This window comes from Duncaniella muris (genome assembly GCF_003024805.1).
Classification (GTDB): Bacteria; Bacteroidota; Bacteroidia; order Bacteroidales; family Muribaculaceae; genus Duncaniella; species Duncaniella muris.
Window position 1 is genome coordinate 1 of sequence record NZ_PUEC01000002.1, and the last position, 23260, is coordinate 23260.

At 53.4% G+C, this 23260-nt stretch carries 20 protein-coding genes; 7 read left to right on the top strand and 13 right to left on the bottom strand.

Translation table 11 applies throughout. The features are described 5' to 3' along the window. Positions 1–230: 230 nt before the first annotated feature. The 5 genes from C5O23_RS00780 to purN form a co-directional block, all read right to left on the bottom strand. Positions 231–1520 (bottom strand): ATP-binding protein, encoded by a 1290-nt coding sequence (locus C5O23_RS00780; protein ID WP_107031184.1) that lies wholly within the window; start codon positions 1518–1520, stop codon positions 231–233. 393 nt (positions 1521–1913) lie between these two features. Next, entirely contained in the window at positions 1914–4613 is a 2700-nt protein-coding gene (locus tag C5O23_RS00785; protein ID WP_107031051.1) for a leucine-rich repeat domain-containing protein, read from the bottom strand. Positions 4614–4674: 61 nt separating this feature from the next. Further along, positions 4675–5478: a hypothetical protein gene (locus C5O23_RS00790; RefSeq protein ID WP_133166480.1), complete on the bottom strand. Its 804-nt coding sequence runs from the start codon at positions 5476–5478 to the stop codon at positions 4675–4677. 871 nt (positions 5479–6349) lie between these two features. Continuing rightward, complete coding sequence (locus tag C5O23_RS00795; RefSeq protein WP_107031053.1) at positions 6350–7306, bottom strand: D-2-hydroxyacid dehydrogenase; 957 nt, start codon at positions 7304–7306, stop codon at positions 6350–6352. 48 nt (positions 7307–7354) lie between these two features. Next, positions 7355–7945, bottom strand: a complete 591-nt coding sequence (gene purN / locus C5O23_RS00800) for a phosphoribosylglycinamide formyltransferase (protein ID WP_107031185.1) — start codon at positions 7943–7945, stop codon at positions 7355–7357. A gap of 146 nt (positions 7946–8091) precedes the next feature. On the opposite strand from purN, the gene C5O23_RS00805 reads away from it, so the two are divergent. The 6 genes from C5O23_RS00805 (at position 8092) to C5O23_RS00830 (ending at position 14327) form a co-directional block, all read left to right on the top strand. After that, positions 8092–8547, top strand: a complete 456-nt coding sequence (locus C5O23_RS00805; protein ID WP_107031054.1) for a PepSY-like domain-containing protein — start codon at positions 8092–8094, stop codon at positions 8545–8547. A gap of 138 nt (positions 8548–8685) precedes the next feature. Continuing rightward, on the top strand, positions 8686–9117 hold the full coding sequence (locus C5O23_RS00810) for a SufE family protein (RefSeq protein WP_107031055.1): 432 nt from the start codon (positions 8686–8688) through the stop codon (positions 9115–9117). Continuing rightward, the gene (locus tag C5O23_RS00815; RefSeq protein WP_133166481.1) at positions 9114–10586 is read left to right on the top strand and encodes a leucine-rich repeat domain-containing protein; all 1473 of its coding nucleotides are present in this window, start codon (positions 9114–9116) and stop codon (positions 10584–10586) included. The genes C5O23_RS00810 and C5O23_RS00815 overlap by 4 nt, the downstream gene beginning before the upstream one ends. 11 nt (positions 10587–10597) lie before the next feature. Beyond that, positions 10598–11350 carry a tRNA (guanosine(46)-N7)-methyltransferase TrmB gene (trmB, locus tag C5O23_RS00820; RefSeq protein WP_107031057.1) on the top strand — a complete coding sequence of 251 codons (753 nt, stop codon included), beginning with the start codon at positions 10598–10600 and terminating at the stop codon, positions 11348–11350. Between the two features lie 110 nt (positions 11351–11460). Continuing rightward, positions 11461–12558, top strand: coding sequence for an Mrp/NBP35 family ATP-binding protein (locus C5O23_RS00825; RefSeq protein WP_107031058.1), 1098 nt, complete (start codon positions 11461–11463; stop codon positions 12556–12558). Between the two features lie 80 nt (positions 12559–12638). Continuing rightward, positions 12639–14327: an endonuclease gene (locus tag C5O23_RS00830; protein ID WP_107031059.1), complete on the top strand. Its 1689-nt coding sequence runs from the start codon at positions 12639–12641 to the stop codon at positions 14325–14327. A gap of 584 nt (positions 14328–14911) precedes the next feature. On the opposite strand, the gene C5O23_RS00835 is transcribed toward C5O23_RS00830, so the two are convergent. After that, positions 14912–15460, bottom strand: coding sequence for a hypothetical protein (locus C5O23_RS00835; RefSeq protein ID WP_133166482.1), 549 nt, complete (start codon positions 15458–15460; stop codon positions 14912–14914). Positions 15461–15554: 94 nt separating this feature from the next. Between C5O23_RS00835 and C5O23_RS00840 the strand changes: the two genes are divergently transcribed. Then, entirely contained in the window at positions 15555–17930 is a 2376-nt protein-coding gene (locus C5O23_RS00840) for a patatin-like phospholipase family protein (protein ID WP_107031061.1), read from the top strand. On the opposite strand, the gene C5O23_RS00845 is transcribed toward C5O23_RS00840, so the two are convergent. The 7 genes from C5O23_RS00845 to C5O23_RS00875 are packed head-to-tail and all read right to left on the bottom strand — an operon-like array spanning position 17902 to position 23247. Further along, positions 17902–18579 (bottom strand): HAD family hydrolase, encoded by a 678-nt coding sequence (locus tag C5O23_RS00845; RefSeq protein WP_107031062.1) that lies wholly within the window; start codon positions 18577–18579, stop codon positions 17902–17904. The two genes, C5O23_RS00840 and C5O23_RS00845, sit on opposite strands and share 29 nt — an antisense overlap. Next, complete coding sequence (locus C5O23_RS00850; protein WP_107031063.1) at positions 18566–19510, bottom strand: CDP-alcohol phosphatidyltransferase family protein; 945 nt, start codon at positions 19508–19510, stop codon at positions 18566–18568. The genes C5O23_RS00845 and C5O23_RS00850 overlap by 14 nt, the downstream gene beginning before the upstream one ends. Beyond that, a complete protein-coding gene (locus C5O23_RS00855) occupies positions 19507–20463 on the bottom strand; it encodes a phosphoinositol dihydroceramide synthase (RefSeq protein WP_107031064.1) in 957 nt (318 codons plus the stop codon). Before C5O23_RS00855 ends, C5O23_RS00850 begins: the two co-directional genes overlap by 4 nt. A gap of 60 nt (positions 20464–20523) precedes the next feature. After that, on the bottom strand, positions 20524–21240 hold the full coding sequence (locus tag C5O23_RS00860) for a CDP-alcohol phosphatidyltransferase family protein (RefSeq protein WP_240597552.1): 717 nt from the start codon (positions 21238–21240) through the stop codon (positions 20524–20526). Positions 21241–21268: 28 nt separating this feature from the next. Beyond that, complete coding sequence (locus C5O23_RS00865; RefSeq protein WP_107031065.1) at positions 21269–21808, bottom strand: GtrA family protein; 540 nt, start codon at positions 21806–21808, stop codon at positions 21269–21271. A 60-nt stretch (positions 21809–21868) separates the two neighbouring features. Beyond that, entirely contained in the window at positions 21869–22384 is a 516-nt protein-coding gene (locus C5O23_RS00870) for a phosphatidylglycerophosphatase A family protein (RefSeq protein ID WP_107031066.1), read from the bottom strand. Next, the gene (locus C5O23_RS00875; RefSeq protein WP_107031067.1) at positions 22381–23247 is read right to left on the bottom strand and encodes an ATP-grasp domain-containing protein; all 867 of its coding nucleotides are present in this window, start codon (positions 23245–23247) and stop codon (positions 22381–22383) included. Before C5O23_RS00875 ends, C5O23_RS00870 begins: the two co-directional genes overlap by 4 nt. Positions 23248–23260 lie beyond the last annotated feature (13 nt).

Below are 23260 nucleotides of genomic sequence, written 5' to 3' on the forward strand. Positions count from 1 at the left end.
ATTGAGTGATTTTATCAGCTGTCCATATATCGGCTGTCCGAAGAAATTACTACTTTTACTCATGGTTATTCATGGATTGTTTGGCGACACCAAAATAACCATTTAGGGCTGACTCCTGCAATAGGTGTCAGCCCTAATTTTTCAATCGCTCAAAAAAAGTTTAGCGGACAGTAATAATTGGAAAACGATTTCATGTTAATTTGGGCGGTGATATGTTGTGACAACGATTATTAGTCCTTCAAACAGGCAAGAGGAATAACTTTTACGCCATCGGGCCGAGTATATGCCATTGGGCCACCTGTTATTACCAGCAACAGTGCAGGCTCTTCCATTACAATCTGCTTTTCGCGCTCATTCATTTTTCTTACAAGATTTCGGATTTCAAGAAGATGCTCTGCACCTTTGTCTATTTCAGCACCACCGAGCTTAAACTCAATCAGCGCATATCTGCCGTCGTCGAGATGCAGGACTGCGTCTGCTTCAAGATCATACCTGTCATGATAATACGATATAGCTCCAAAGCATGATTGGGAATACGCGCGAAGATCCCTCATTGCCATACACTCGAATATGAAACCATAGGTTTTCAAATCCATTTGCAGCCGTTCTGGTGAAAGTCCTAATGCCGCAACTGCGATGGATGGATCTGTAAAGCCTCTTTTCTTCCCTCTTCTGATTGCTGTGGCAGAACGCACGGCAGGCGACCATGAATCAATGTCCTGAATAACAAACAGTTTCTCCAAAGCCAATACATAACTGTCGAACGTTGGCTCTGTGCAGCTTTCTGTTGTAGCCACAACATCCTTTATCATTTTCTGTTTCTTCGCAAGAGTCGAGATGTTTCTTGCATAGGTGCGCAGAATCTCACGTGCGAGCTTTTCACTGCGAGCAACGCCGTCGACAGTGGATATATCCGTAGAGCATACACTTTGAACATAATTCTTGGCCACCAACAGCTTTCCCCTTGTTGTCGGAAGAGATAGCGAAGCCGGCCAACCGCCCCTGCAGGATGCGAAAATCAACTGCTTTATATCGAGACATGACATCTTGCCGTCAATCTCAAGTTCGGGATTGTCGAACAGTTCCATGAGAGAGATTTCGCCTGTGGATTCATCGGATTCCCAAAGGCTCATAGGCGCCATCCTTATCCTTGCAATCCTGCCGGTTCCGGTGTGTAATATATTTGACTTGTCTACAGAATTCGATCCTGTAAGGATAAACTGCCCAACCTTCTGTCTCTCATCCACAACACTTCTTACGGCATCCCACAACGTCGGAGCATCCTGCCACTCGTCAATAAGTCGTGGAGTGGCACCATCCAAAAGAAGAGAAGGCTTGGTTGCGGCTGTGGCAAGATAGCCGTCACGAGTGTCGGGCAACTGAAGTTTAAGTTCACTATTGGCCTGTTGTTCTGCGGTAGTTGTTTTGCCACACCATTTGGGGCCTTCTATGAGTACAGCTCCAAACGCGTCAAGATGTTCACGCAGTGTAGTATCCGCAATGCGAGGTAAATATGGCATTTCTTTACTGACATTTGTTTCTGCAAAGATAGTGAGAATTTCTTTATTGTCAAAGTGTAATTTTGATTTTTGCGACAAAATACTTTTGGTTTTTGTGGTAATATGTTTATGTTTTTTGCGGTGATTTATTTTTGATTTTTGTGATATGTATTTTTAAACAACGACCTCTAAATCAGACCCGATATGTCAGGAAATCATCAGGATGTTTCGAGTGCTGTGATGCATCTTGTGGGGAGGTATGTCAGGACAAATGGAGATCTATGTGATATTCTTACTGTCCGCTAAACCATGTAGCGGGATAACCGGAAAGGGTATGAAATAAAATCTGCTGTGGCTCCTTGGGGGCTGCAGCAGATTGCTCGTAGCGTAGAGATCGATTGGTGCCGAGGATAATTACTTAACGGCTATCTTCTTTACATTTTTGCCCTGACGGACGATATAAATACCTGCCGGGAGATCTTCCAGGCGTGTAGTCAGCTTTATACCGTTAATATCAAAGATCTCGATGTCGTTATTTTTGGAGTCGATAAAGATTGTATCGATCCCTGATTCAACACCATCGATGTAGAAGAAATCTTTCCATTGAGGTGCTTCTTTGTACAGGCTTTCACTTCCTATGGGTACATACAGCCTGCAGTTCCATTTGTTTATATCGTCGAGTGCCTGGTCGCCGCATACAGGAGGTGTGGCTGCATACGAGTAGAATTCTGTCAATCCGGTGCAGTCAGAGAATGCCTCTTTGCCAAAAGATGTGGCTTTATCTCCGACTGAAAAGTATTCCATTCCCACGCAACCGGAGAATGCCCATTCACCAATTGATATCAAAGCCGGCGAATTCTCTACTTTTTTCAGAACCTCACAATTTTCAAACGTATGGTTTTTGATTTCCGGGATATTGTTTCCAAATGTCACCGACTGCAATTTTATGCAGTTATAGAAGGCATAGTCGTCTATGACACCGTTGTTATCCAAAGTAATATCTGTAAGATAGTCGTGGTGGTAGAAGGCGTACGCTCCTACGTCAATAACTTTCAGTTGAATTCCCTTATATGTAACGGTTGCGGGAACTGAGAATACAGCATTAGAGGGTGCATAGAAATAGTCTACGACATTGCAGGTTCTTTCAGACGGGCTGACAGGGACATACACGATTCCCTCAACATCGAACATCGAGCTTAAGAATGGATATAAAATTTGATTTCCGAATTTATACTGGTTGTTAGAGATAAAATTAACAACAGTATTATTAAATGAATAACATCCTTCAGGGGGATTGTTCCCAAGCCAAAAAATCTTTTCGATGCCATTCAAAAAATCGGCAGCGCCTGAAATCTGCGTCACGCCTGATCCAACAGTTAACGATTTCAAGGGATTACCCGATAATGTTGCCATATCAAATGACTTGACTGCGTTTGGAATAGTGAAGTCATAAAGTTTACAGCCCAAAAATACATTTTTGCCGATGCTTGACAAAGTAGCAGGCATACGTACATACGTAATGTCTTCGCAATATGAGAAAGCATTATCGGCGATTGTTTTTACCGTACTCGGTACGGTGTATTCGCCTGATAGCGTTGCAGGGGCAAAGTAGAGGGTAGTTTTCGCCTGGTCAAAAATGACACCGTCCTCTATAGTCGTTTCTTGAGCAGAATACGCAATGGCTCTGCCGTAACTAAATGGATTGGAAATGTTATCGGGGTATGCCGATTTTTTTAGCCCAGTACAACCACTGAAAGCGTCGTTCCCAATACTCTTAACTGAATTACCTATAATAACGGATGTGAGTCCGGTACAGTTGTAGAAAGCTATTTCATCGATAGTTTGCACTGAATTAGGTATTACAACCGATGTAAGACCGGAACAATTGTAGAAAGCCCTCCCACCTATAGTTAGTACCGAATTCGGTATTACAACCGATGTGAGTCCGGAACAATATGCGAAAGCGCTGTTTCCAATACTCTTAACCGAATTGCCGATAACAACAGAGGTGAGGCCGGTGCAACCATTGAAAGCCCCGATCCCGATATCATCAACTGAATTACCTATAATAACGGAGATGAGACCTGTGCATTCGAAGAAAGCACCGTCACCTATAATTTTTACCGAATTCGGTATTTCAACTGATGTGAGTTCGGTGCAATATGAGAAAGCATCATCGGCGATTGTTTTTACCGTACTCGGTACAGTGTATTCGCCCGATAGCGTTACAGGTGCAAAGTAGATGGTAGTTTTCGCGCGGTCAAAAATGACGCCGTCCTCTATAGTCGTTTCTTGAGCAGGATACGCAATAGAGGTGACGTAATTACTAAATGGGTTGGGAATGTTATCGGGATACGCCGATTTTTTTAGCCCCGAACAATTTGCAAAAGCGCTGTACCCGATACTCATAACCGAATTACCGATAACTACGGAGGTAAGTTTGGTGCAGTAGTAGAAAGCGTATTGGTCGATAGATGTTACTGATTCCGGGATGGTGTATTCGCCCGATAGCGTTACAGGTGCAAAGTAGATGGTAGTTTTCGCCCGGTCAAAAATGACACCGTCCTCTATAGTCGTTCCTTGAGCAGAATACGCAAAGGCTATGCCGGTGCTAAAAGGATTGGGAATGTTATCGGGGTACGCCGATTTTTTTAGCCACGAACAATCTGCGAAAGCTTCGTACCCGATACTCATAACCGAATTACCGATAACAACGGAGGTGAGTCCGGTGCACATGTAGAAAGCACGGTCACCTATAGTTTTTACCGAATTCGGTATTTCAACCGATGTAAGTCCGCGGCAATAATAGAAAGCATAGCCGGCTATTTCAACAAGAGTGTACTCGATACCGTTTTTAATAGGAAAATCGGGCAATTCCAGCGCTCCAACAGGCCCGGAAGTAGAGCCGATAACCGCGCATGTTCTTTTTGACTCGCTTAAGACGAGGTAATTTAGCGTGTGTCCTTTGTATGTGTAGGTAAACTCGTCTTGATCCGCCGCGTGTACGGACATCACCAAAGACATTAACCCACACAAAAGTAGTAAAAGTCTTTTCATTTTATTGATTTTTTGTTGATAATGTTGATATTGTTCTTGCCTGATGCCGCTGATCATGGATATGGTCAGGGGCAGAGATACTGATATGCCGGTTCTTTCTTTTGTGTATTTCCGGGGCTTACCACTTGTTTCCTTTGGCGCTGTTTTGGCCTCGCTCCATCAGCATATAGGTAACCATTTTGTTGAGCGCGTTGAATTCGGCTTTCAGCTTTGCGGCATCGGGTTTCAGACCCTTGTTGAGCTTCTGAAATTCGGGGAAGCGACCGCTGTTTATGGCAATGGAAATTGCAGGGGAGTGGTCAATTGAAATGCTTGAAAGGTCGAGGCTGCCATCGGCATTTCTTTGTACCTTAAAGGGCGCTATCGAGCCATTCGCATGGTAGCTATATACTGTGGCATATGTATTGTTGCCGTAAACGATTGGGCGAGCCATGAGAATATTGTTACTGCCAACCCTGAATTCAGCGATGTCAACTACATGGTGAATGCCTTTATCGGTCAATACGATAATGTTTTTTACAGTTCTGGCAATCCATGATCCCTCGTCGGTTTTGCCGATTATTCCTGATAGCTTTGATGCCGGCCAGTCTTTGCTGTTGCGTGAAGCTACGCGTCCGGGCAAATTCAGCTGTACCGGATAAAACACATCTGCAAGCTCAATCTCCTGCGTTTTTATTGCGAGTGAGGAAGCCTCCACCTTTTCATTACTGTCGGCCGACAGGGCAGCACAACGGCTCTGAAGGAATTCATGAAATGTCCTTACGGCTGTTGCTACATCATTTGCGGGGCCATAGAGCCAACGGCCGGCGGCATATTCCGCGCCGATGTATCCGAGAATCGTTGTGAATATTTTTTCACAAGCGGTGGCGTTGGTACAGCACAATACACCCAATACGTTTAGATTGGATCCGATCGGCGTCATAAAAGAGGATTGATTGTCCCATAGCCGGAATGCCCTTTTCAAACGGCTGACATAAGAATCGGCGCTCTTCGCGGTGGTCAGACCTCTCTTAGAAAGAAGCCATTTTTTGAAATCAGACAGCATTTTACTTTCCATTGATTACACAACCCAATGGCTTCCGGTCGGGCAATGATTAAGCGGAAAAAGCGTGAAGCCGATTGTTGCTCGCTTCACTATCTGAGGCCTTCGCATTGCCTATTCTGTCGAAACGAGCAACGCTGACCCCACGCCGTATGTATATAATCGGCATGCTCCGTCGCGGAGCATGAGGATATTACATACCCATGAGCATCATCGCTGCAAGGTCGCCTGACAGAATTTTTGAAAGTTGCGAAGTTTCAGATAGTCAGAAACCAAGCGTCAATAACGCTTTTTACTAATATGTCTTGGCATGCTCAGTGGCAAGCCGATAACGTTGCCATTGCTCTGGCTATGGGAGGGATGGCAACACATAAACCCACCTCATCCTCCGGAATAAAGCTCATTCTTAAGCTTCAATGCCGGCAACGGCGTAGAGTTTAATGTGCAAATATCTGATTTACATCACAGAAGCGACAAAACAGACTTACGGGGCAAATCCCTGAAAATCGTTTTAGCCAATTGTTGTAGAATAAATCCAAAATTTGTAAATGCAAAGTTAAACTCATTTTTTTACTGCTCCAAAAATGAGGCTGTTTTTTTGAGTCTTTTTTCTGAATCAGCGTGTTAAAACGATCTCTGATATGAGAAAGTCCGGAGCCGGCCACGCACAAAGTGCGGAGCCGACACCGGGTCGATTTTTTCGAGAATGATGGCCGGGGGAGGGATTGTTGCCTGGACGGGTGTTGCCGCTCTATCGGGCCACATTGTTGCGGATGTCACCGGCAATGAAGCCCCGGAGGTTGTCGGTGGCGATCTGCATGAGGCGTTCGCGGGCTTCTCTGGTGGCCCAGCCGAGGTGGGGTGTGATGAAGCAGTTGCGGGCTTTGAGCAGAGGGTTGTCGGCGGCCGGCGGCTCGGTGGAGAGCACGTCGAGCCCGGCGGCGTGGATGCGGCCTGAGTCAAGGGCTTCGGCAAGGGCTTGTTCGTCGATCAGTGGTCCGCGGCCGGTGTTGATGAGTATGGCCGTGGGTTTCATGCCGGCGAGGCGCCTGGCGTCGACCATGTGGCGGGTGCTGTCGGTCAGCGGGCAGTGGAGCGAGACTATGTCGGAGGTTGCGAAGAGCTCGTCGAGGCCGGCTTTGCTGACTCCTGCGGGGAGGCTGTCGGGGCTTTTCGATGTGTAGGCCTTGACCTTCATTCCGAATGCGAGGGCTATGCGGCTGACGGCTTGGCCGATGTTGCCCAGCCCGACTATGCCGAATGTCTTTCCGGCGAGTTCGTGGAGCGGGCTGTCCCAGTAGCAGAAATCGGGGCATTCGCTCCAGCGGCCGCGGCGGTTTTCGGCTGTGTAGTGTTCGGCTCTGACGGTGATGGCGAGCAGGTGGGCGAAGACCATCTGGGCTACGGAGTCGGTGCTGTAGGCGGGTATGTTTGTGACCACGATGCCGAGCTCACGGGCGGCGGGGATGTCGACCACGTTGTAGCCCGTGGCGAGTACGCCGATATATTTCAGATCAGGGAGAGAGCGGAGTATTTCGGCTGTCAGCACGGTCTTGTTTGTCAGCAGTGCTTCCGATCCGGCGGCGCGGCTGAGGATTTCAGATGGTGCCGTGCGGTCATAGACAGTGAACTGACCGAGCTGTTCAAGCGGGTTCCATGACATATCGCCTGGGTTCATGCCGTAGCCGTCGAGGACTGTAATTTTCATTTTGAGTGAAGTGTATGAGGTGTGGGATATGATTTTTACCGGTTGGGATTACCGATAGAAAGTCTCGTGGATGATGCGCGGGAAGTGGGCTTTTTCGAGCCGGTGGATTTTGCTCTCCACATCGGCGGCCGAGTCCGAGGGGCTGATCTCTACGGGGATCTGCGCTATTATCCGGCCGTCGTCATACTTCTCGCTGACGAAGTGGACGGTGATGCCTGTGCGGCTTTCGCCGGCCTCGACCACGGCTTCATGGACCCTGCGCCCATACATGCCCTTGCCGCCGTAGGCCGGGAGCAGCGACGGATGGATGTTGATGATGCGTCCGGGGTAGCGGGCTATCAGAAACGGGGGCACCATCAGCAGAAAGCCAGCGAGCACAATCAGATCGACCCCGCGGGCTTCCAGAAGCGGCAATATGGTGTCAGGATCTCTGAGACGGTCAGCCGGAAGGACGCAAGTTTCCACGCCGAGACTTTCGGCGCGGCTGATCACTCCCGCCTCGGCCTTGTTGGTGACCACCAGCGCCACCTGGGCCCCGCGGTCGGCCTCGCGGAAATATCTGATTATGTTTTCGGCATTCGATCCGTTGCCTGAGGCGAACACGGCGATCCGGCCCGCCGGATTCGATGATGTTTTCATGGATTCAGAGTTGCGGTTCATGCCTGCAAATATACGAAGCTTTTGCAATAGCTCCAAGCGTGAAATGCAGCCTGATCTCCCCGGCTGTGAACTTTTTCGGATGGCTGGGTGTTAAAAAATAAATAGCATTTATATATTATATTTTTATGAAAAAATTTTTAACTCTGTTTGTGATCGGAATTGTCGCTGCGATGACATGGAGCTGTTCTGACGATGACGACAAGGACCGTCCGCTGGACTACGAGTCGCTTCCTGCGGTGTCAAAGGCGTTTGTAGAAACTTATTTTCCGGGCGACAAGCCTGTCAAGGTGACACGCGAGGGCAGCAATAGCCGCACGGAATATGATGTGACGCTTGCAAGCGGTTTCAGCGTTGAATTCGATGCTGAGGGAGAATGGACTGATGTAGACGGCCCGATGAACATAGCTATCACTAACGACGGTTTCATCCCGCAGCCGATCCGCGACTATGTGGCCGCGAATTATACCGATGCAGGTATCAACGAGATCTCGCGTGACAGACGCGGCTATGAAGTGGAGCTGACAAACCAGATCGAGCTTCAGTTTGACCAGAACGGCAATTTCGTGAGGGTCGACAACTGATCGGCTACTACTTTAGCTTGACTATAGAAAAATCATTAAAAATCGGATCGCTGTGCCTTAATAGCGATCCGATTTTTTGTTTAAAACGCGGGGATTTTTGTAAATTTGCAGGCTAATGTCTTTAATATTCATAGTATCATGACTATAGACCAGATTCAGAATGATATAGTGGAGGAGTTCTCTGATGTGGAGGACTGGATGGACCGCTATGGAATGATCATAGATCTCGGCAACAATCTGCCGGAAATCAACGAGGCTTACAAGACGCCCGACCATCTGATAGAGGGCTGTCAGAGCCGTGTGTGGCTCAACGCCGAGCTTACGCCTGACGGGCGCGTGCACTATACGGCCGATTCCGATGCTATCATTGTCAAGGGCATCATCTCTCTGCTGATCCAGGTGCTCGACAATCAGACCCCTGACGATATTCTCAAGGCCGACCTGCATTTCATCGATGATATAGGTCTGTCGGAGCATCTTTCGCCTACCCGCTCCAACGGTCTGCTCGCAATGGTGAAGCAGATGCGTCTCTATGCGCTTGCTTTTCAGGCCAAACAGCAGATGAAGTGAGTGGTCTCCGATTTTTCATAAGGGCAATGCTTGCTGTGGCATCGGTGTTTTTCCCTGCTCTGTGTGGCGGGGTGACTCTTGATGTGCTTTCTGGTGAGATTGCCTGCGGAGAGCTTGTGGGACGGACCGAGGCTTCGCTGACCCTGCGTGGTTCGGCCAATGCCGCCGATCTGGCGTGGATTGCCGACAACTGCCGTGAACTCCGCATACTTGATTTGAGCGGACTGACCATAGAGCCTTGCAGCCTCGAAAAGGGGCTTGCCAATGGCCTGCGGGAGTTTCCCGGAGGTGTGCTTCCGGCCTATTCGCTGTCTGGGCTGACGGCTCAGACCCTTGTGCTGCCCGAAGGCATTTCTGAGATCTGTGACGGTGCGCTGCTCGGTTCGGCGGTTACAGGTCTGACACTGCCGGCGTCAGTCAGGCTGATCGGTCAAGGGGCATTCGCTGCCTGCGAGGCTTTGCGTCATGTCAGCCTTGGCGCGAGTGTGGAAATCATCGGTCCGTGTGCTTTCAGAGGCTGCGTGTCACTTGCATCGGTCGAGGCTGACGGGAGCCGACTTGTAGAGATCGGCGAAAAGGCGTTTTCGGGTTGCCGGAAGCTGTCGGCTCTGACTTTCACTTCTCCCGATCCGGCCCTGACAGCCATAGGCGATGAGGCATTCGGGGCCACAGACCTGCAGACCCTCGATCTTTCGGCCTGCACGGCTCTGCGGTCCATAGGGCGCAGGGCTTTTGCCGCTTGTGCATCGCTGGAAGAACTTGTGCTCCCCTCAGGAGTCGTCTCTATAGGCGACGGTGTGCTGTTCGGCTGTCAGTCACTGCGTACATTCGCTCTTCCGGAGGCTCTCAATGACTTGCCGGCTATGGCGCTTGCCGGAGCCTCGGCGCTTGAAGATATATCACTCCATGACGGAGTGAGGAGCCTCGGCGAGTATTCTCTGACCGGAATTGACGGCATCACCGGGCTTTCACTCCCCTCGTCACTACGCGAAATCGGGACGGGTGTTTTTGAAGGCTGGAGTTCTCTGCAGACCCTGATGGTCGACAAGCATTCCGAAGTGCCGATTTTAGGTGCGGATGTCTGGGCCGGGGTTAATCAGTCGGAAGCCATTCTTACAGTTGCCCCCGGGCTTGAAGCGGAATTCGCCGCCGCACCCCAGTGGAAGGAATTCATGATCAGGACACCTGACGAGTCGACCCTTGACCGTGTTCCGGCCATCGACGACCAGGCGGCTGCGGTTATTGACGCGAAACTTGAAAACTCGGTGCTCACGGTGAAGTCATCAGAGAAAATCTCCGCCGTGACAGTCTATGACACGGACGGCCGCGCAGTGTTCGGGATAGGAGCCAATGGCTCTACGGCATTAGAGACGGCCACCGGCCTGCCTGTCGGGCGTATCTACATCGTGGCACTCCGCCTGCACTCCGGAGTCGAGACCGGAATCAAACTTGTCAATATCAAATTATAATCAGCCCCTTTATGGGAAAAAACAAATTAAAGAAATTCGCTGAGATGGAGACGCTCGGATGCGTCTATCAGTATCCTCAGTCGGTGCTTGAAGAGCAGGGTGACTGCCCTCTGCGCGGCCGGTGGGGCCGGGAGGTGTTCGGCAATTCGAATCCGATAGTGCTTGAACTCGGATGCGGCAAAGGGGAATATGCCGTAGGGATGGGCAAGCTTTACCCTGAAAAGAACTTCATCGGCATTGACATCAAAGGCGCCCGCATGTGGACCGGGGCCAAGGAGGTCGATCAGCTCGGACTGAAGAATGTGGCCTTCCTTCGCACTTCGATCCATCTGCTTCCGCGCTTCTTCGCTCCGGGCGAAGTGTCGGAAATCTGGATCACCTTTCCGGACCCGCAGATGAAGAAGGTAAACAAGCGTCTGACCGGCACTCATTTCCTCGACATCTATCGTCAGGTGATGGCTCCCGGAGCCACGGTCCATCTCAAGACCGACAGCCCCTTCCTCTATGCCTATACCTCGGCGATGCTCTCGCACAATTCGATCACTCCGCTCCACTCCACCGACGATCTCTACAACTCTCCCTGCAACGAACTTGTGCCCCCGATCCGCACCTACTACGAGCAGCAGTGGCTTGGCCGCGGCATCCCCAGCAAATACATCGCCTGGCCCCTGCCCGCAGCCGGAGTGAGCCTCTCAGAGCCTGAAGTCGACATCGAGCCTGACACCTACCGCTCGTTCGGGCGCGGAACTCTCCAGGGCTTCTGAACCGAAAGACCCCTTCGGTTGTTGATCACTTACAATACACTTTCAATATCAAATAGAATTCATCACAGGCTATTTTATCCTGCCGTAAAACAATCTGATCCAAATTCATCATGCAACTTTATCCTGCACTGATTACCGATGCTCTCCAGACCGTGCGCTATCCCGGTAACGGCAAGAACCTTGTCGAGGCCGGAATGGTCGAGGATGACATCCGCATCGACGGTGACAGCGTCAGCTTCTCACTGGTTTTCGACAAGCCTACCGACCCCTTCATCAAGTCGATGGCCAAGGCTGCCGAAACAGCTATCCACACTTACATATCTCCTGAAGTCAAAGTGACCGTAAGCGTGGCCTCGCGCCAGCCGGCGGCTCCCAAAGATGCCCCTGTGCTTCCCGGAGTCAAAAACATCATAGGTGTCTCCTCTGGCAAGGGCGGAGTAGGCAAGTCGACTGTAGCCTCAAACCTTGCCGTGGCCCTCGCCCAGGAAGGCTACAAGGTGGGTCTGCTTGACGCCGACATATTCGGGCCCTCTATGCCGAAGATGTTCGGTATAGAAGACGAGCAGCTCTACATCCACGAAGTCGACGGCCGTCAGCTCATCATCCCGCAGGAACGCTACGGCGTCAAGCTCCTTTCTATCGGATTTGTGGTAGACAAGGAAAAAGCAGTGCTCTGGCGCGGCTCGATGGCCTCCAACGCGCTCAAGCAGCTTATAACCGATGCCGACTGGGGCGACCTCGACTATTTCCTGATCGACATGCCTCCCGGCACAAGCGATATCCATCTGACCCTCGTGCAGACTCTGCCCATCACCGGAGTAGTAGTAGTCACCACCCCGCAGGAAGTGGCTCTCGCCGATGCCCGCAAGGGCATAGCCATGTTCCGTGAAGACAAGGTCAATGTGCCTATCCTCGGACTGGTCGAGAACATGGCCTGGTTCACACCCGCAGAGCATCCTGACGAGCGCTACTACATCTTCGGCCGTGAAGGAGGAGTGCGTCTGGCCGAAAAACTCGGAGTGCGCCTGCTCGCTCAGATCCCACTCGTGGCTTCGATAGCCGACTGCGGCGACAACGGCACACCAATAGCTCTTGACGGCAGCGTGACAGCCCAGGCCTTTGCCCATCTCGCCCGCGAGGTTTCAGACGCAGTGGCCGAGCGCAACCGCGAACTGCCGCCTACCCACAAGGTGGAACTCAAGCACTGATCATCACAAAATCCCGGCGGCTTTACCGAGCCGCCGGAAAAACAATATCCTCTCACGTCAACTCAACACTATTGCCATTTATGAGAAATTTCCTACGCCAGTTTGTGCTTGTGGCCATAGGAGCCGGTTCGTGGCTCGCCGGGAGCGCAGCAATTCCCGCAGGCTACTATTCGAGCCTTAAAGGAAAGTCAGGAGCCGAGCTTAAGACTGCGGTCTTTCAGGTGATCAACCCTCACACCACGGTTTCGAGCTACAGCAACCTGCCCCAGTACTTCCAGAAGACAGACGTCTATCCTTCATCGAAACAATGGTGGGACATGTATTCCAACGTAAAGCGCTATGCGCCGAGTTTTTCAGGCCTGAACCGCGAGCATGCTTTCCCTAAAAGCTGGTGGAAGCAGAACGGCAGTGTGGAATACACCCCGGCCTACATTGACCTGAACCATCTCTATCCCGCTGACGGACCTGCCAACCAGGCCAAGAGCAACTATCCGCTTGGCGTGACAGGCAGCAACCCGAAGTTTGACAACGGTGTCAGCCGTATCGGCTATCCGGTGTCAGGTCAGGGAGGTGGCGCGCAATATGTGTTCGAGCCGGCTGACGAATACAAAGGTGATTTCGCCCGCGCCTATTTCTACGTGGTGACCTGCTATCAGAATCTGACCTGGAACAGCACATGGATGCTTCAGCATAACACCTATCCGACTCTTGCGCCCTGGGCCGTCGATCTGCTGCTCAAGTGGCATCGCGCCGACCCTGTGGACCAGAAGGAGACCGACCGTAACGAGGTTGTCTACAGCTATCAGAACAACCGCAACCCCTTCATTGACTTTCCTGACCTTGCCGAGTATATCTGGGGCAACAAGTTCGGCGAGTCTTTCGATCCGGGCAGCTCTTCGGAGCCGGGAGGCGACCCGATTCTGATCAACCCGGTCAACAACACCGCCCTTGACTTTGCCGAAGTAGCCGTAGGCAGCACCACCACAGCCCTTCTTTATCTCAAAGGCGAAAGCCTTTCGGGCAACGTGTCGCTCCGAATCTCAGGCACCGACCGCAACATGTTCACCCTTGATCCTGCCGCCCAGACCCCCAAGCTGTCCGCCAGCATATCGTCCTCGCTCATCAATGCAGCCGGAGGATATCAGCTCCAGGTTTCATATAAACCTACCGCTGTAGGCGAACACAGCGCCAAGATCTCAATCTATGACGGAGGTACCGTCGGTACCACCACCGTCAATCTTCTCGGCCAGGCCCTCGAAGTGCCGACCCTCAGCCGTCTGACAGCCTATGACCCCTCGGACATCACAGCCACATCCTACAAGGCATCATGGTCAGAGGCTCCTGAAGTGGTTGACTACTATCTGCTGACACGCATACGCACCATCAACGGAAATATGATCGAAGAGAAGATCGAGTGCGACGAGAACTATGCCGTTATCGATGACTATGATCCCTCGGTATCCGAAGCCTATTATGTGCAGAGTAGCCGTCTGGGCTATCTCTCCGAACCATCCGAAACCAAGTTTGTCAGCCAGTCAGGCATCTCCAACGTGGAGACCGACAATCCCTTCTCGGTTGAAAGCTATCCCGGCTGTGTGCGTTTCCGTTGCGCCGGAGTCCACACCGATGTCTGCATCTATGACATGACCGGACGTCTTGTCATGAGCATCTCCGAGATCACTGATGGCCATGAGATTACACTCCCCTATGGCATCTATCTTGTCCGCAGCGCCCAGCATCCCGCCGCCGTCCGCATCATAGCAAGATAAACCGCGCGGCCCGGCCCGCCCCCCGACACCTACGCGCATTGCGCTGCGGTGTCGAGGGCTACTATTAAATCGGTGTCCTGCCGGACACCCGCTAACCGTAGTCCCTCCGGAACTTGTTAAACGCTCGCCGATCGCATAGCCGTCCGGCTTCCGCCTTCCACGGCCCCTTCGGAATCCGCCTTGTAGGGTTCGTCGTTGCACTGCGTATCTGTCCTGGTCACGTAGCGCGTGTTGAGACCGGATGGGCGTCCGGAGGACGCAGATTTACTCGTAGCCCGTGACACCGCAGCGCAAAGCGCGCAGGTGTCACGGGTTTACAATTCCCCCCTGCATGAGGTGTCCGGGCGAGGTCACCGATTTACCGTCACGTATGGTGTGTCTCCGCATTATCGCACTCTTTCGGAGGCCCGGTATTGTATCTTTGCAGAAGTTCTTTTCGATATGGATTTTGACAACAGCTTTCTCTTACATAGGCCTGGTGTCAGAAACGCGCCTTACAGTATGTAAAATCGTGGCTGTCGGCAACAGCTGAGTAAGGGTTGTGATGCCCCGTCATCGTTAATAAATATTGGGGAGCGGGGTCTTTATTGCTCTTCCTCCATGAATTCGATTTCCTGGAGGAGATTGAGGCAAAGGGGAAGGATGAGTGCTGTGGCTACCGGGAGTTCGGCTTCGGCAAAGGGCTTGATTTCCTTGGGGTAGGTGTAGACCAGATTGCTCATCAGGCGGAAGGCCCCGTAGCGGTGCATTTCGTCAGAGGCGGTGGCGGCTTCCAGTGCGAGATCGAGCGCGTATGGCTGATGGCGCAGCAGTCGGTGGCAGAGGATGTCGGCCACCTCGGTTGTCTGCGCCTCACGGAGCATCTCGGCAGCGCGCTCGCGCGTCAGCTCCTCGCGCGGATAGACCATAGGACTCAGCAGGCGGCTTTCACGAGTACGGATGTCGGCCCACAGTTCCTCGGCCAGTTCGCGGCTATGTGGAAGCGTGGCGGCAATGTCGGCAATCTGCGGAAGGTTGAGGCCGAAAATCATTTTGTATTGCAGGCCTCCGCGGCGGATGGTGTCGGCCACTATACCGTTGCGCATGGCGAAGAAATTGCGTTTGATCTGCTGGAAGCGGTTGAATTCTGTCATCGCTGAAGAGTTGATTTTCATGCAAAATTACTGCATATTAATCAATTTTCATAGTTGGATTGTTAAAAAAGAAACGCTTCAACTATTCTGATTTATGAAACATATGCTGACTCTGTGGCTCGTCATGGCCATAGCGGGAGTGCAGGCTGCCTCGCAGACTCCAGACACGGTTCCGCCCATCACGCCGGAAGGCTTTGTGACACCTGGCGGAGCTATGGGACGTCCGCCACGTCCCGACCGCCCCACCGTGGGGCTTGTGCTCAGCGGCGGAGGTGCCAAGGGCATAGCCCACATAGGCATGATCCAGGCTCTGGAAGATGCCGGAATTCCGATCGACTATATCACCGGTACTTCGATGGGGGCGATAGTGGGGGGCCTCTATGCCTCCGGCTATTCCCCAGCAGAGATGATAGAGCTGATCGCTTCGAGAGACTTCAGCTACTGGAGCACAGGGAGGATTGATCCGGCTGATACCTACTATTTCACCTCGCGGCGCGACACTCCCTCGTTTGTGACCTTCAACCTCGGCAAGGATTCCACCCAGATCACATCGGTTCTGCCGGTCAGCCTGATCAACCCGATTCCGATGAACTATGCCTTTTTTCAGTTGTTCAGCCCCTACACCCTGCAGTGCGGCGGTGATTTCAACAAGCTTTTTGTACCCTACCGCTGCGTGACCTCTGACGTTTATGCCAAACACAAGGTGGTGCTTGGGCGCGGCCCCTTGGGCGATGCCGTCAGGATGTCGATGTCGTTTCCGATGGTGTTCGAGCCCATACAGCTTGACGGGGTGCCGATGTATGACGGCGGTATCTATGACAACTATCCCGTCGATGTGATGATGGAGGAGTTTGCCCCCGACGCGGTGATCGGAGTCAACGTGGCCTCCGGAAAAACGGCCCCCGACTCGCGCAATATGATGGATCAGCTCGAAGAGATGATAATGCAGCCCAACGACTATCCCTTTCCGGCCGACAAGGGCATCAGCATACGCATCGACCTTGACGAATTCGGGCTTCTCGCCTTTGACCGATACCGGGAGATCTATGACATAGGCTACAGGCGCGGACTGGAGATGATGGACTCCATCAAGGCGAAGATCCCTGAGCGCACCGACCGCCGGACGGTAGAGTCCGCGCGGGCGCGCTTCAAGAGCTGCACTCCGCAGGTGCGCATCGGCAAGGTGACGGTCAGCGGTGGCAAAGCGGTTGAAAACGCCTATCTGCAGTCGTTTTTCGGCCACAGGCATGAGGGTGACAGCACTCTCGGCCTGCGACAGGGGCGCGATGCCTATTACCGGGCCGCAACTGCTACTGGAATTCAGAACTTCGTCCCCACACCCTGGTTCAACGTGCGCGACAGTCTGGTCAATCTCGACTTCAAGGCCGTCATAAAAGATCCGTTCACCGTGGGAGTGGGCGGCTACATATCATCATCGACAAACAGTATGCTCTTCTTCAATGCCGGCTACAACCGCCTTAGCTTCAAGACTCTGAAAGCCAACGTCAACGCATGGCTCGGACAGAGCTACATGGCCGCCGAAGGAGATTTCAGCTACTTTTTTGACACGAGCCGCCCCTCGGCACTTGTGGCAAGAGTGGTCACCTCGCGTCAGAAATATCATGAGACCGAGAAACTCTTCTATCAGATACATGAGCCGGATTTCATAGTCAAATCCGAGACATTCGCCCGGCTGTTCTATACCACTGCGCCATCAATGCGCTCCCAGCTGACCGCAGGGGCGGGTTACGGCCATCTGACCGACAAATTTCACTCCGAACTTCTCGGCTCCGGCGATCTGTCGGGTCGCAACAAGGGCATATCCGATCTTGGCGAGATTTTTGCATCATGGGAGCTGAACACTCTCGACAACCAGCTCAACCCAACCTCAGGCATAGACCTGCGCAGCGAAGTGCTCGGTGCGGCCGGCCGTTACCGCTACAGGGCTGACAGTGACGGCGACCATTCCTACAGCCGCAATCTCCGCTGGCTGCAGCTATCAGCCTCCGTGTCAGACTATCTTGTGCTTGACAAAGCTTTCTCTTTAGGGCTGCTCGGCAATGCGCTGCTCTCCACCCGCAAGCTGCTGCCCACCTACGATGCGTCAATCGTTGCCGCAGAGGCTTTCCACCCTACGCCGTCGAGCTACAACTATTTCAACACCAAGCTGCGGGCCAATTCCTTCCTGGCGGCCGGAGTGGCTCCCGTGTGGAAAATCTCAGGATCGTTTCAGCTCCGTGGATCGTTCCACTGCTTCCTGCCCATGCGCAAGATTGTCTATGACAGCGGCCGGGCGGCTTACGGCAAGTGGCTTCACGATCCGGAATTCTTCGGCGAGGTCCAGGCCGTCATTGCATTGCCGTTCGGATCAATCAGCGCCTATGGAAACTATACTCCGGCCCATGACAGCAACTGGAACTTCGGCATCTCGATAGGTGCCTTTATTCTCGCACCACGCTTTCTGAAGTAGGGGGCCAGGGCCGGCCGTCGATCAGCAGCGTCCGGCAGCCCAGCGAGGCTGCCGGCAGAATATCCTTGTCCATGCTGTCGCCTATGACGAGGATCTCCTCAGGAGGAAGGCCGAGAGCTTCGACTCCGAGACGGAAGATGGCCGGATCGGGCTTGCGCACCCCGACGCGGGCGCTTTCGATCACGGCTTTGAAATATTCAGCGAGCCCGAAATCGGTGATGACGGCTTCGAGATTGCCGTAGAAGTTCGACACGAGAACAAGCGGATAGTCCTGGGCCAGTTCCTCAAGCATCGGCCGGGCCTCGGCCGTGCAGCTGCGGGCGCTCTCGTAGCAGTGGCGCGCTATGGCCTCGCGGGTAGCCGCATCGGGCTGCGGATCGAGCTGCGAGCATTCGGCCTCGATCTTCTTGCGCATCAGATCCAGGAAGGTGTCAGACGGGTCGACCGCTCCCAGCTGTGCGAGCTGACGCTCTCCGTAGATGTAGGCTCTGACAAAGTCCTCGATGTCAGGCTCCACGCCGGCGGCAAGGTAGGCTTCGAGTATTATGTGGCTCCAGTGGTCACCGTGGCTGTCGAGGGTGCCGCCGTAGTCAAAAATGATGCCACTGACATCGTCGGGGACAAGCATTGGCATATCAATATAGTCCATTCCTGAGGCTGTTTGTGAAGCGTTTGCAGATTTTTTCGTGGCGTATGATCATGTAGACCAGCAGAGCATTGAACACAGTGAGTTCCACCAGGAAGTAAAGCCAGGGCTGCCCGATGAACAGTGCTGTGAACAGAGTGATGACACGCCAGTTGAATGATAGAATGTTGGTGAACTTCATCAGCGGCAGCGAAGCCCGGCGGAAGTCCTCGCGGAAACTCTGAGGGATCCGGCCGTTGGGAAAGCGCTCGCGCAGCTGACTGCACAGGGCCTGCATGGCGGGCGCAGTGGCCTCCTGCTGGCGGGTATAGGCAAGATAGAAGGCCATTGACAGACGTTTCCAGAAATGCCTGCGCCAGGTGATGCCGGCATCTTCGAGCTGCCGGCGCAGCTGCGGGGCGCTGTCCAGCTCGCTCCCGTCCTCGCCTTTGAGGAAATAGAGATGGAACTGGCGGTAATAGTCGGCCATCGCGGCTTGCTTGGTGTGACACATGCCTGTGACGGCGGCAGTCAGCCACAGAATCCAGTGATGTTCGCTGAAAAAGGGAGAGAAGGAGTTTTCGCGCAGCACTATGGCGATGTAGATGGCCGCAAACCAGAAATCGCCGCAGAGGCCGTCGAGTATGCGTCCTATGCGTGAATAGCTGTGAGTCATGCGGGCAAGCTGTCCGTCGGCGCTGTCAAAGGAGTTGGCCCATACGAGCAGCAGCATTCCGGCCACGTTGATCCATAGGTCCGGGAAATAGAAGAGCACACCGGCGCCTATGCCAAGAAAGATCGCGGCAATGGTGATGGCGTTGGGGGAGACCCCGAAGCGCGCGGCCAGCCGCGCCCACATGTAGCCTATGGGGCGGTAGAAAGCCAGGTCGATACCCTCTTCGGTATCCATTGACTTCAGCGAGCGGCGGTAGTCGTCCTTCAGACTCTGTTTCATCGGCTCTTTGGGGTGGAGGGTGATGCCACATAGGAGGCATAGGCGCTCATGAACCGGGCGAATGCCGGAATTTTCATCAGTCCGTACTCAAACAGGGCATATCCGGCCAGAGTGCAGCCAATTCCGGCAAGCACGTCAAGGATATAGTGGTGCGATGTATATACGGCTGTGAACCAGATGCCGAGGCAGATGAAGGCGAAAAGCGCGCGCATCCATCCGGGGCAGCGGGCCTTGAGCGAGTAGAGTAAGGCTATGAGCATGTAGGCCGCATGGAGCGAGGGCATGGCGGCAAAGACGTTGGCGTTGCGCGAGTAGAGCCCGTGGAATATGCCGAGGCCTGTCATCTCGTCCCATTTGCCGAGTCCGGCCACTTCGCCGGGAGTACCGACAATGAAGTCAAAGCCGTGAGAGGCCACATACCACGGCGGGGCTGCCGGGTGGATGTAGTAGACGGCGAATCCGATGAGGTTGACAAGCAGGAACACCAGCGAGAAGTGGAGGTAGGCCGGATACTGGCGTTTGAAATAGAGCCAGATGCCGAAGAGGATGGGCACCGGAACCCAGCAGAGATAGAAGATGCCGGCCATGAAGTCCATCAGGCGGCAGTTGTGCAGGGCGAAAAATTCGTTGGGAGTGAACGTTCCGGCGGCCGATGCGATGCCGAAGAGGCTTTTTTCGGTGTCATAGAGCGCGCGGATGTCAACCGGATTCACCTCGTAGTTGGGGAGTATGTTCATCCAGTCATATGAGATGGCGAAGACGGCGAAGGGCAACATCGCCACTACGAAACGGCGTGAAGTGGCCGTGATGAAGAGCAGCAGAGTCAGCGTCCCGGCTATGTAGAGATGTTCGGGGCGGAATCCGACGCAGATGCTTGTCACCGCGACCCAGAGCAGCACCACCGGAATGATGATGGCCGTTTCGCGGCGCGTGGGAAATGAAAATCCTGTCATGGTAATGATTGGAATTGTGTAGTCCTTTGAGACCTTTGGAACTTGTTGTCCTACAAGTTCTTACTTCTTGCAGAGGAGACGGCGGCAGTGGTTTATGCGGGCAAATGCGGTGATGTTGGCGAAGACGGCTATCACAGCCATGCAGAAAATGAGGATGTTGACGGCATCGAAGTCGGCCGGGCTGACACACTGGCCTGTTATGCCTGTGGCGAGGGCGCCGATTGTGGTGACCACCACACGTTCGGGGCGCTGCATGAAGCCCACCTTGCATTCGAGTCCGAGGCCTTCGGCGCGGGCGCGCACGTAGCTGACCATGATCGAGCCCACGAGGGCCACGAAAGTGATCAGAGCGCCGATCACGTAGCCGGTCTGGATCAGGTAGTAGCTGAGACCGCCGAGGGTGAAGAGCTCGCAGTAGCGGTCGAGCACCGAGTCATACATGGCTCCGAAGGTCGAGGTCATGTTGCCGAGGCGGGCCACCTGGCCGTCGAGCATGTCAAAGAGCGAGAAGAGGATGATGACCACACCGCCCCAGGTAATGAGCGGATAGTTCATGTCGGTTCCGGGAGTGGCACTGTAGCCGGCGTAGACGAAGATAGCTGCCGCGGCGATGTTGCCGAGCAGGCCTATGGTGGTGACCATGTTGGGGGTGACGCCTATGCGGATCAGAAAGCGCACAAAGGGGTTGATGATGAAGTATATGCCTTGCTGGAGGCTATCGCGGAAACGCTTGAATGTCGATGATTTCTGTGTCATTGTCATTTCGTTTTCAGCCATTGTTTTCAATATTGGGATTACGTTTGTTCTATAGTGTTTTTTTTGAGAATAGATCGACCAGGCGGATGGCATAGGGGTCGAACGGAGTCTTGCGGTAGACAAAATTGCGCTGCAACACGAAGTTCCATCCCCATGACACGGCCAGCGATGCCGCCAGTCGTGATGCGGCGAAAATGCCGTCGGGCTTGAAGCCGAGGTCGAGCAGCCACTGCCAGTGGCTCATCAGAGTGGCCAGGCCGGTGGTGCCATACATGTTGAGAAGCAGCGATCCGGTCCATACGAGGAAATATTTCACCCCTACAGCCTTCACGCTCTGGCCTGCGGCATGGAAGGTGAAGCGGTAGTTGATGCAGCAGTTCACTATGCCTCCGGCTATGGCTCCAATGGCCACCGAGAGGTTCGACCGGTAGAAGGGGTCGAGGGCCACGAAGACGAAGGAGTAGAGCAGCATGCTTGTGCCCAGATCGATCCACGATGCCACCTGCGACGAGACTGACGAGCGCAGGAAGGTGGAGATCAGGCCTCCGCCGTGGAGAAATTTGTCTTTCAACTCTCTGTATCTTGACATTTCGTTGCGTGATTTAGGTGACTTAGAGGGGGGTAATAACTCTTGTTATGGAACACCCTCTTAGTGGGTGAAATACATGCAGATGCTGAGTATCACACAACTGTAGACTCCGGCCAGGATGTCATCGGCCATGATGCCCCAGCCGCCGGGAAGTTCTTCCATCTTGCGGACTCCAAGGGGCTTTACTATGTCGAAGAATCTGAATAGGATGAGCGAGGCGATGGTCCACATCCAGAACCATCCGTCAGTCAGCGCGTCGGGCCTGACGGCGTAGACCGAGAGCGGAATCATGGCCAGCCACTGGCCTACGGTCTCGTCCATTACCACACGCGAGGGGTCGGGTCCCCAGTACTGTTCGGCTATTCCAGCTGACCAGACGCCGAGCGCGGTGAAGACGGCGATGAGTCCGAGGGTGATAAGTACAGTGCCCGCGAAGTGCCCGGTCAGAACGAGCGGAAGCCAGAGAATCAGCCCTACTACAGCTCCGGCGGTTCCGGGGCCATAGGGCCAGTAGCCGGCACCGAACGATGTGGCTATGAAGCGCGGCAGGAAGGGGAAGGAATTGTTCTGTGTCATTTCCGTGCTGTTTTTTTTGCGTTGTGGTTTTTGATTTCAGAGAGGATGGCGCGGGCTATCACAGCCGAGGCTTCGGCGCGGCAGGGAGCGAAGCTCGGCCAGTCATTGAAGTCGATGATCGTAAACGTGCCGTCGGGGAGTATGATGGCATCGCCTCCGAATATCTTGATATCGAGGGCTTCTGCCGCGCGGGTGCAGACCTCTTTGAGCTTGTCGTGGTCAAACTGCGGCTTGCCTTCGTCGGTTCCGCGGGCCTCGCGTGAGCCGTAGTGGAAGAAGCAGTGGAACCAGGGGGTGCCGTAGACGCCGTAGAACTTCAGCAGCTCGCCTTCTATGTGGCGGTTGATGACGGCGCGCTTGATGCCGCGGAGGAAGTATTCCTGCACCACCTCCTGGGCTTCTTCGGTGTGGCGCACGTAGGTCACGTCTTCCTTGTGCATGGTGTGGTAGTCGCCCCTCTTGATCCAGGCCTTGGTCATGCCTGCCTCCTTCATGCGTTCGGTCACCACCTCGTTAGTGTTGACTATCAGGCTGTCAGGAGTGGGTATGTTGCTGCCTATGAGTATGCGGGTGAGGCGTTCGCGGGTGCAGTTCTCTATGCCGTAGCCGGAGTTGATCACCAGCGCCCCCTCGTCTTCCTTCTTCTGGAGTATGGGGAACGAGCGGTGGTGACGGCACATGCTGATGATGACATCTTCGGTCACCTGTCCGGCAATGAGCTGTTCTTCGCTGTAGATTTTCACCTCGCAGCCGCGTTTGCGGAGTTGTTCGGCAGTGAGGTTGAGTATCGCGGCGTCGTTACCAATGTGGTTTGGCGAGTAGGCGCCGGCTCTCATAATTCCGGCTATCTTTATGTCAGCCATTATAGTTGAGCGT

Excerpts from the sequence above, each read along its gene's own strand:
- C5O23_RS00870 (WP_107031066.1), bottom strand. The coding sequence starts at position 22,384 with ATGACACAGAACAATTCCTTCCCCTTCCTGCCGCGCTTCATAGCCACA.
- C5O23_RS00855 (WP_107031064.1), bottom strand. The coding sequence starts at position 20,463 with ATGACAGGATTTTCATTTCCCACGCGCCGCGAAACGGCCATCATCATT.
- C5O23_RS00830 (WP_107031059.1), top strand. The coding sequence starts at position 12,639 with ATGAGAAATTTCCTACGCCAGTTTGTGCTTGTGGCCATAGGAGCCGGT.
- C5O23_RS00805 (WP_107031054.1), top strand. The coding sequence starts at position 8,092 with ATGAAAAAATTTTTAACTCTGTTTGTGATCGGAATTGTCGCTGCGATG.
- C5O23_RS00845 (WP_107031062.1), bottom strand. The coding sequence starts at position 18,579 with ATGGACTATATTGATATGCCAATGCTTGTCCCCGACGATGTCAGTGGC.
- C5O23_RS00810 (WP_107031055.1), top strand. The coding sequence starts at position 8,686 with ATGACTATAGACCAGATTCAGAATGATATAGTGGAGGAGTTCTCTGAT.
- C5O23_RS00790 (WP_133166480.1), bottom strand. The coding sequence starts at position 5,478 with ATGACGCCGATCGGATCCAATCTAAACGTATTGGGTGTATTGTGCTGT.
- C5O23_RS00875 (WP_107031067.1), bottom strand. The coding sequence starts at position 23,247 with ATGGCTGACATAAAGATAGCCGGAATTATGAGAGCCGGCGCCTACTCG.
- C5O23_RS00860 (WP_240597552.1), bottom strand. The coding sequence starts at position 21,240 with ATGGCTGAAAACGAAATGACAATGACACAGAAATCATCGACATTCAAG.
- C5O23_RS00850 (WP_107031063.1), bottom strand. The coding sequence starts at position 19,510 with ATGAAACAGAGTCTGAAGGACGACTACCGCCGCTCGCTGAAGTCAATG.
- trmB (WP_107031057.1), top strand. The coding sequence starts at position 10,598 with ATGGGAAAAAACAAATTAAAGAAATTCGCTGAGATGGAGACGCTCGGA.
- C5O23_RS00825 (WP_107031058.1), top strand. The coding sequence starts at position 11,461 with ATGCAACTTTATCCTGCACTGATTACCGATGCTCTCCAGACCGTGCGC.
- C5O23_RS00865 (WP_107031065.1), bottom strand. The coding sequence starts at position 21,808 with ATGTCAAGATACAGAGAGTTGAAAGACAAATTTCTCCACGGCGGAGGC.
- C5O23_RS00835 (WP_133166482.1), bottom strand. The coding sequence starts at position 15,460 with ATGACAGAATTCAACCGCTTCCAGCAGATCAAACGCAATTTCTTCGCC.
- C5O23_RS00795 (WP_107031053.1), bottom strand. The coding sequence starts at position 7,306 with ATGAAAATTACAGTCCTCGACGGCTACGGCATGAACCCAGGCGATATG.
- C5O23_RS00780 (WP_107031184.1), bottom strand. The coding sequence starts at position 1,520 with ATGCCATATTTACCTCGCATTGCGGATACTACACTGCGTGAACATCTT.
- purN (WP_107031185.1), bottom strand. The coding sequence starts at position 7,945 with ATGAAAACATCATCGAATCCGGCGGGCCGGATCGCCGTGTTCGCCTCA.
- C5O23_RS00840 (WP_107031061.1), top strand. The coding sequence starts at position 15,555 with ATGAAACATATGCTGACTCTGTGGCTCGTCATGGCCATAGCGGGAGTG.
- C5O23_RS00785 (WP_107031051.1), bottom strand. The coding sequence starts at position 4,613 with ATGATCAGCGGCATCAGGCAAGAACAATATCAACATTATCAACAAAAA.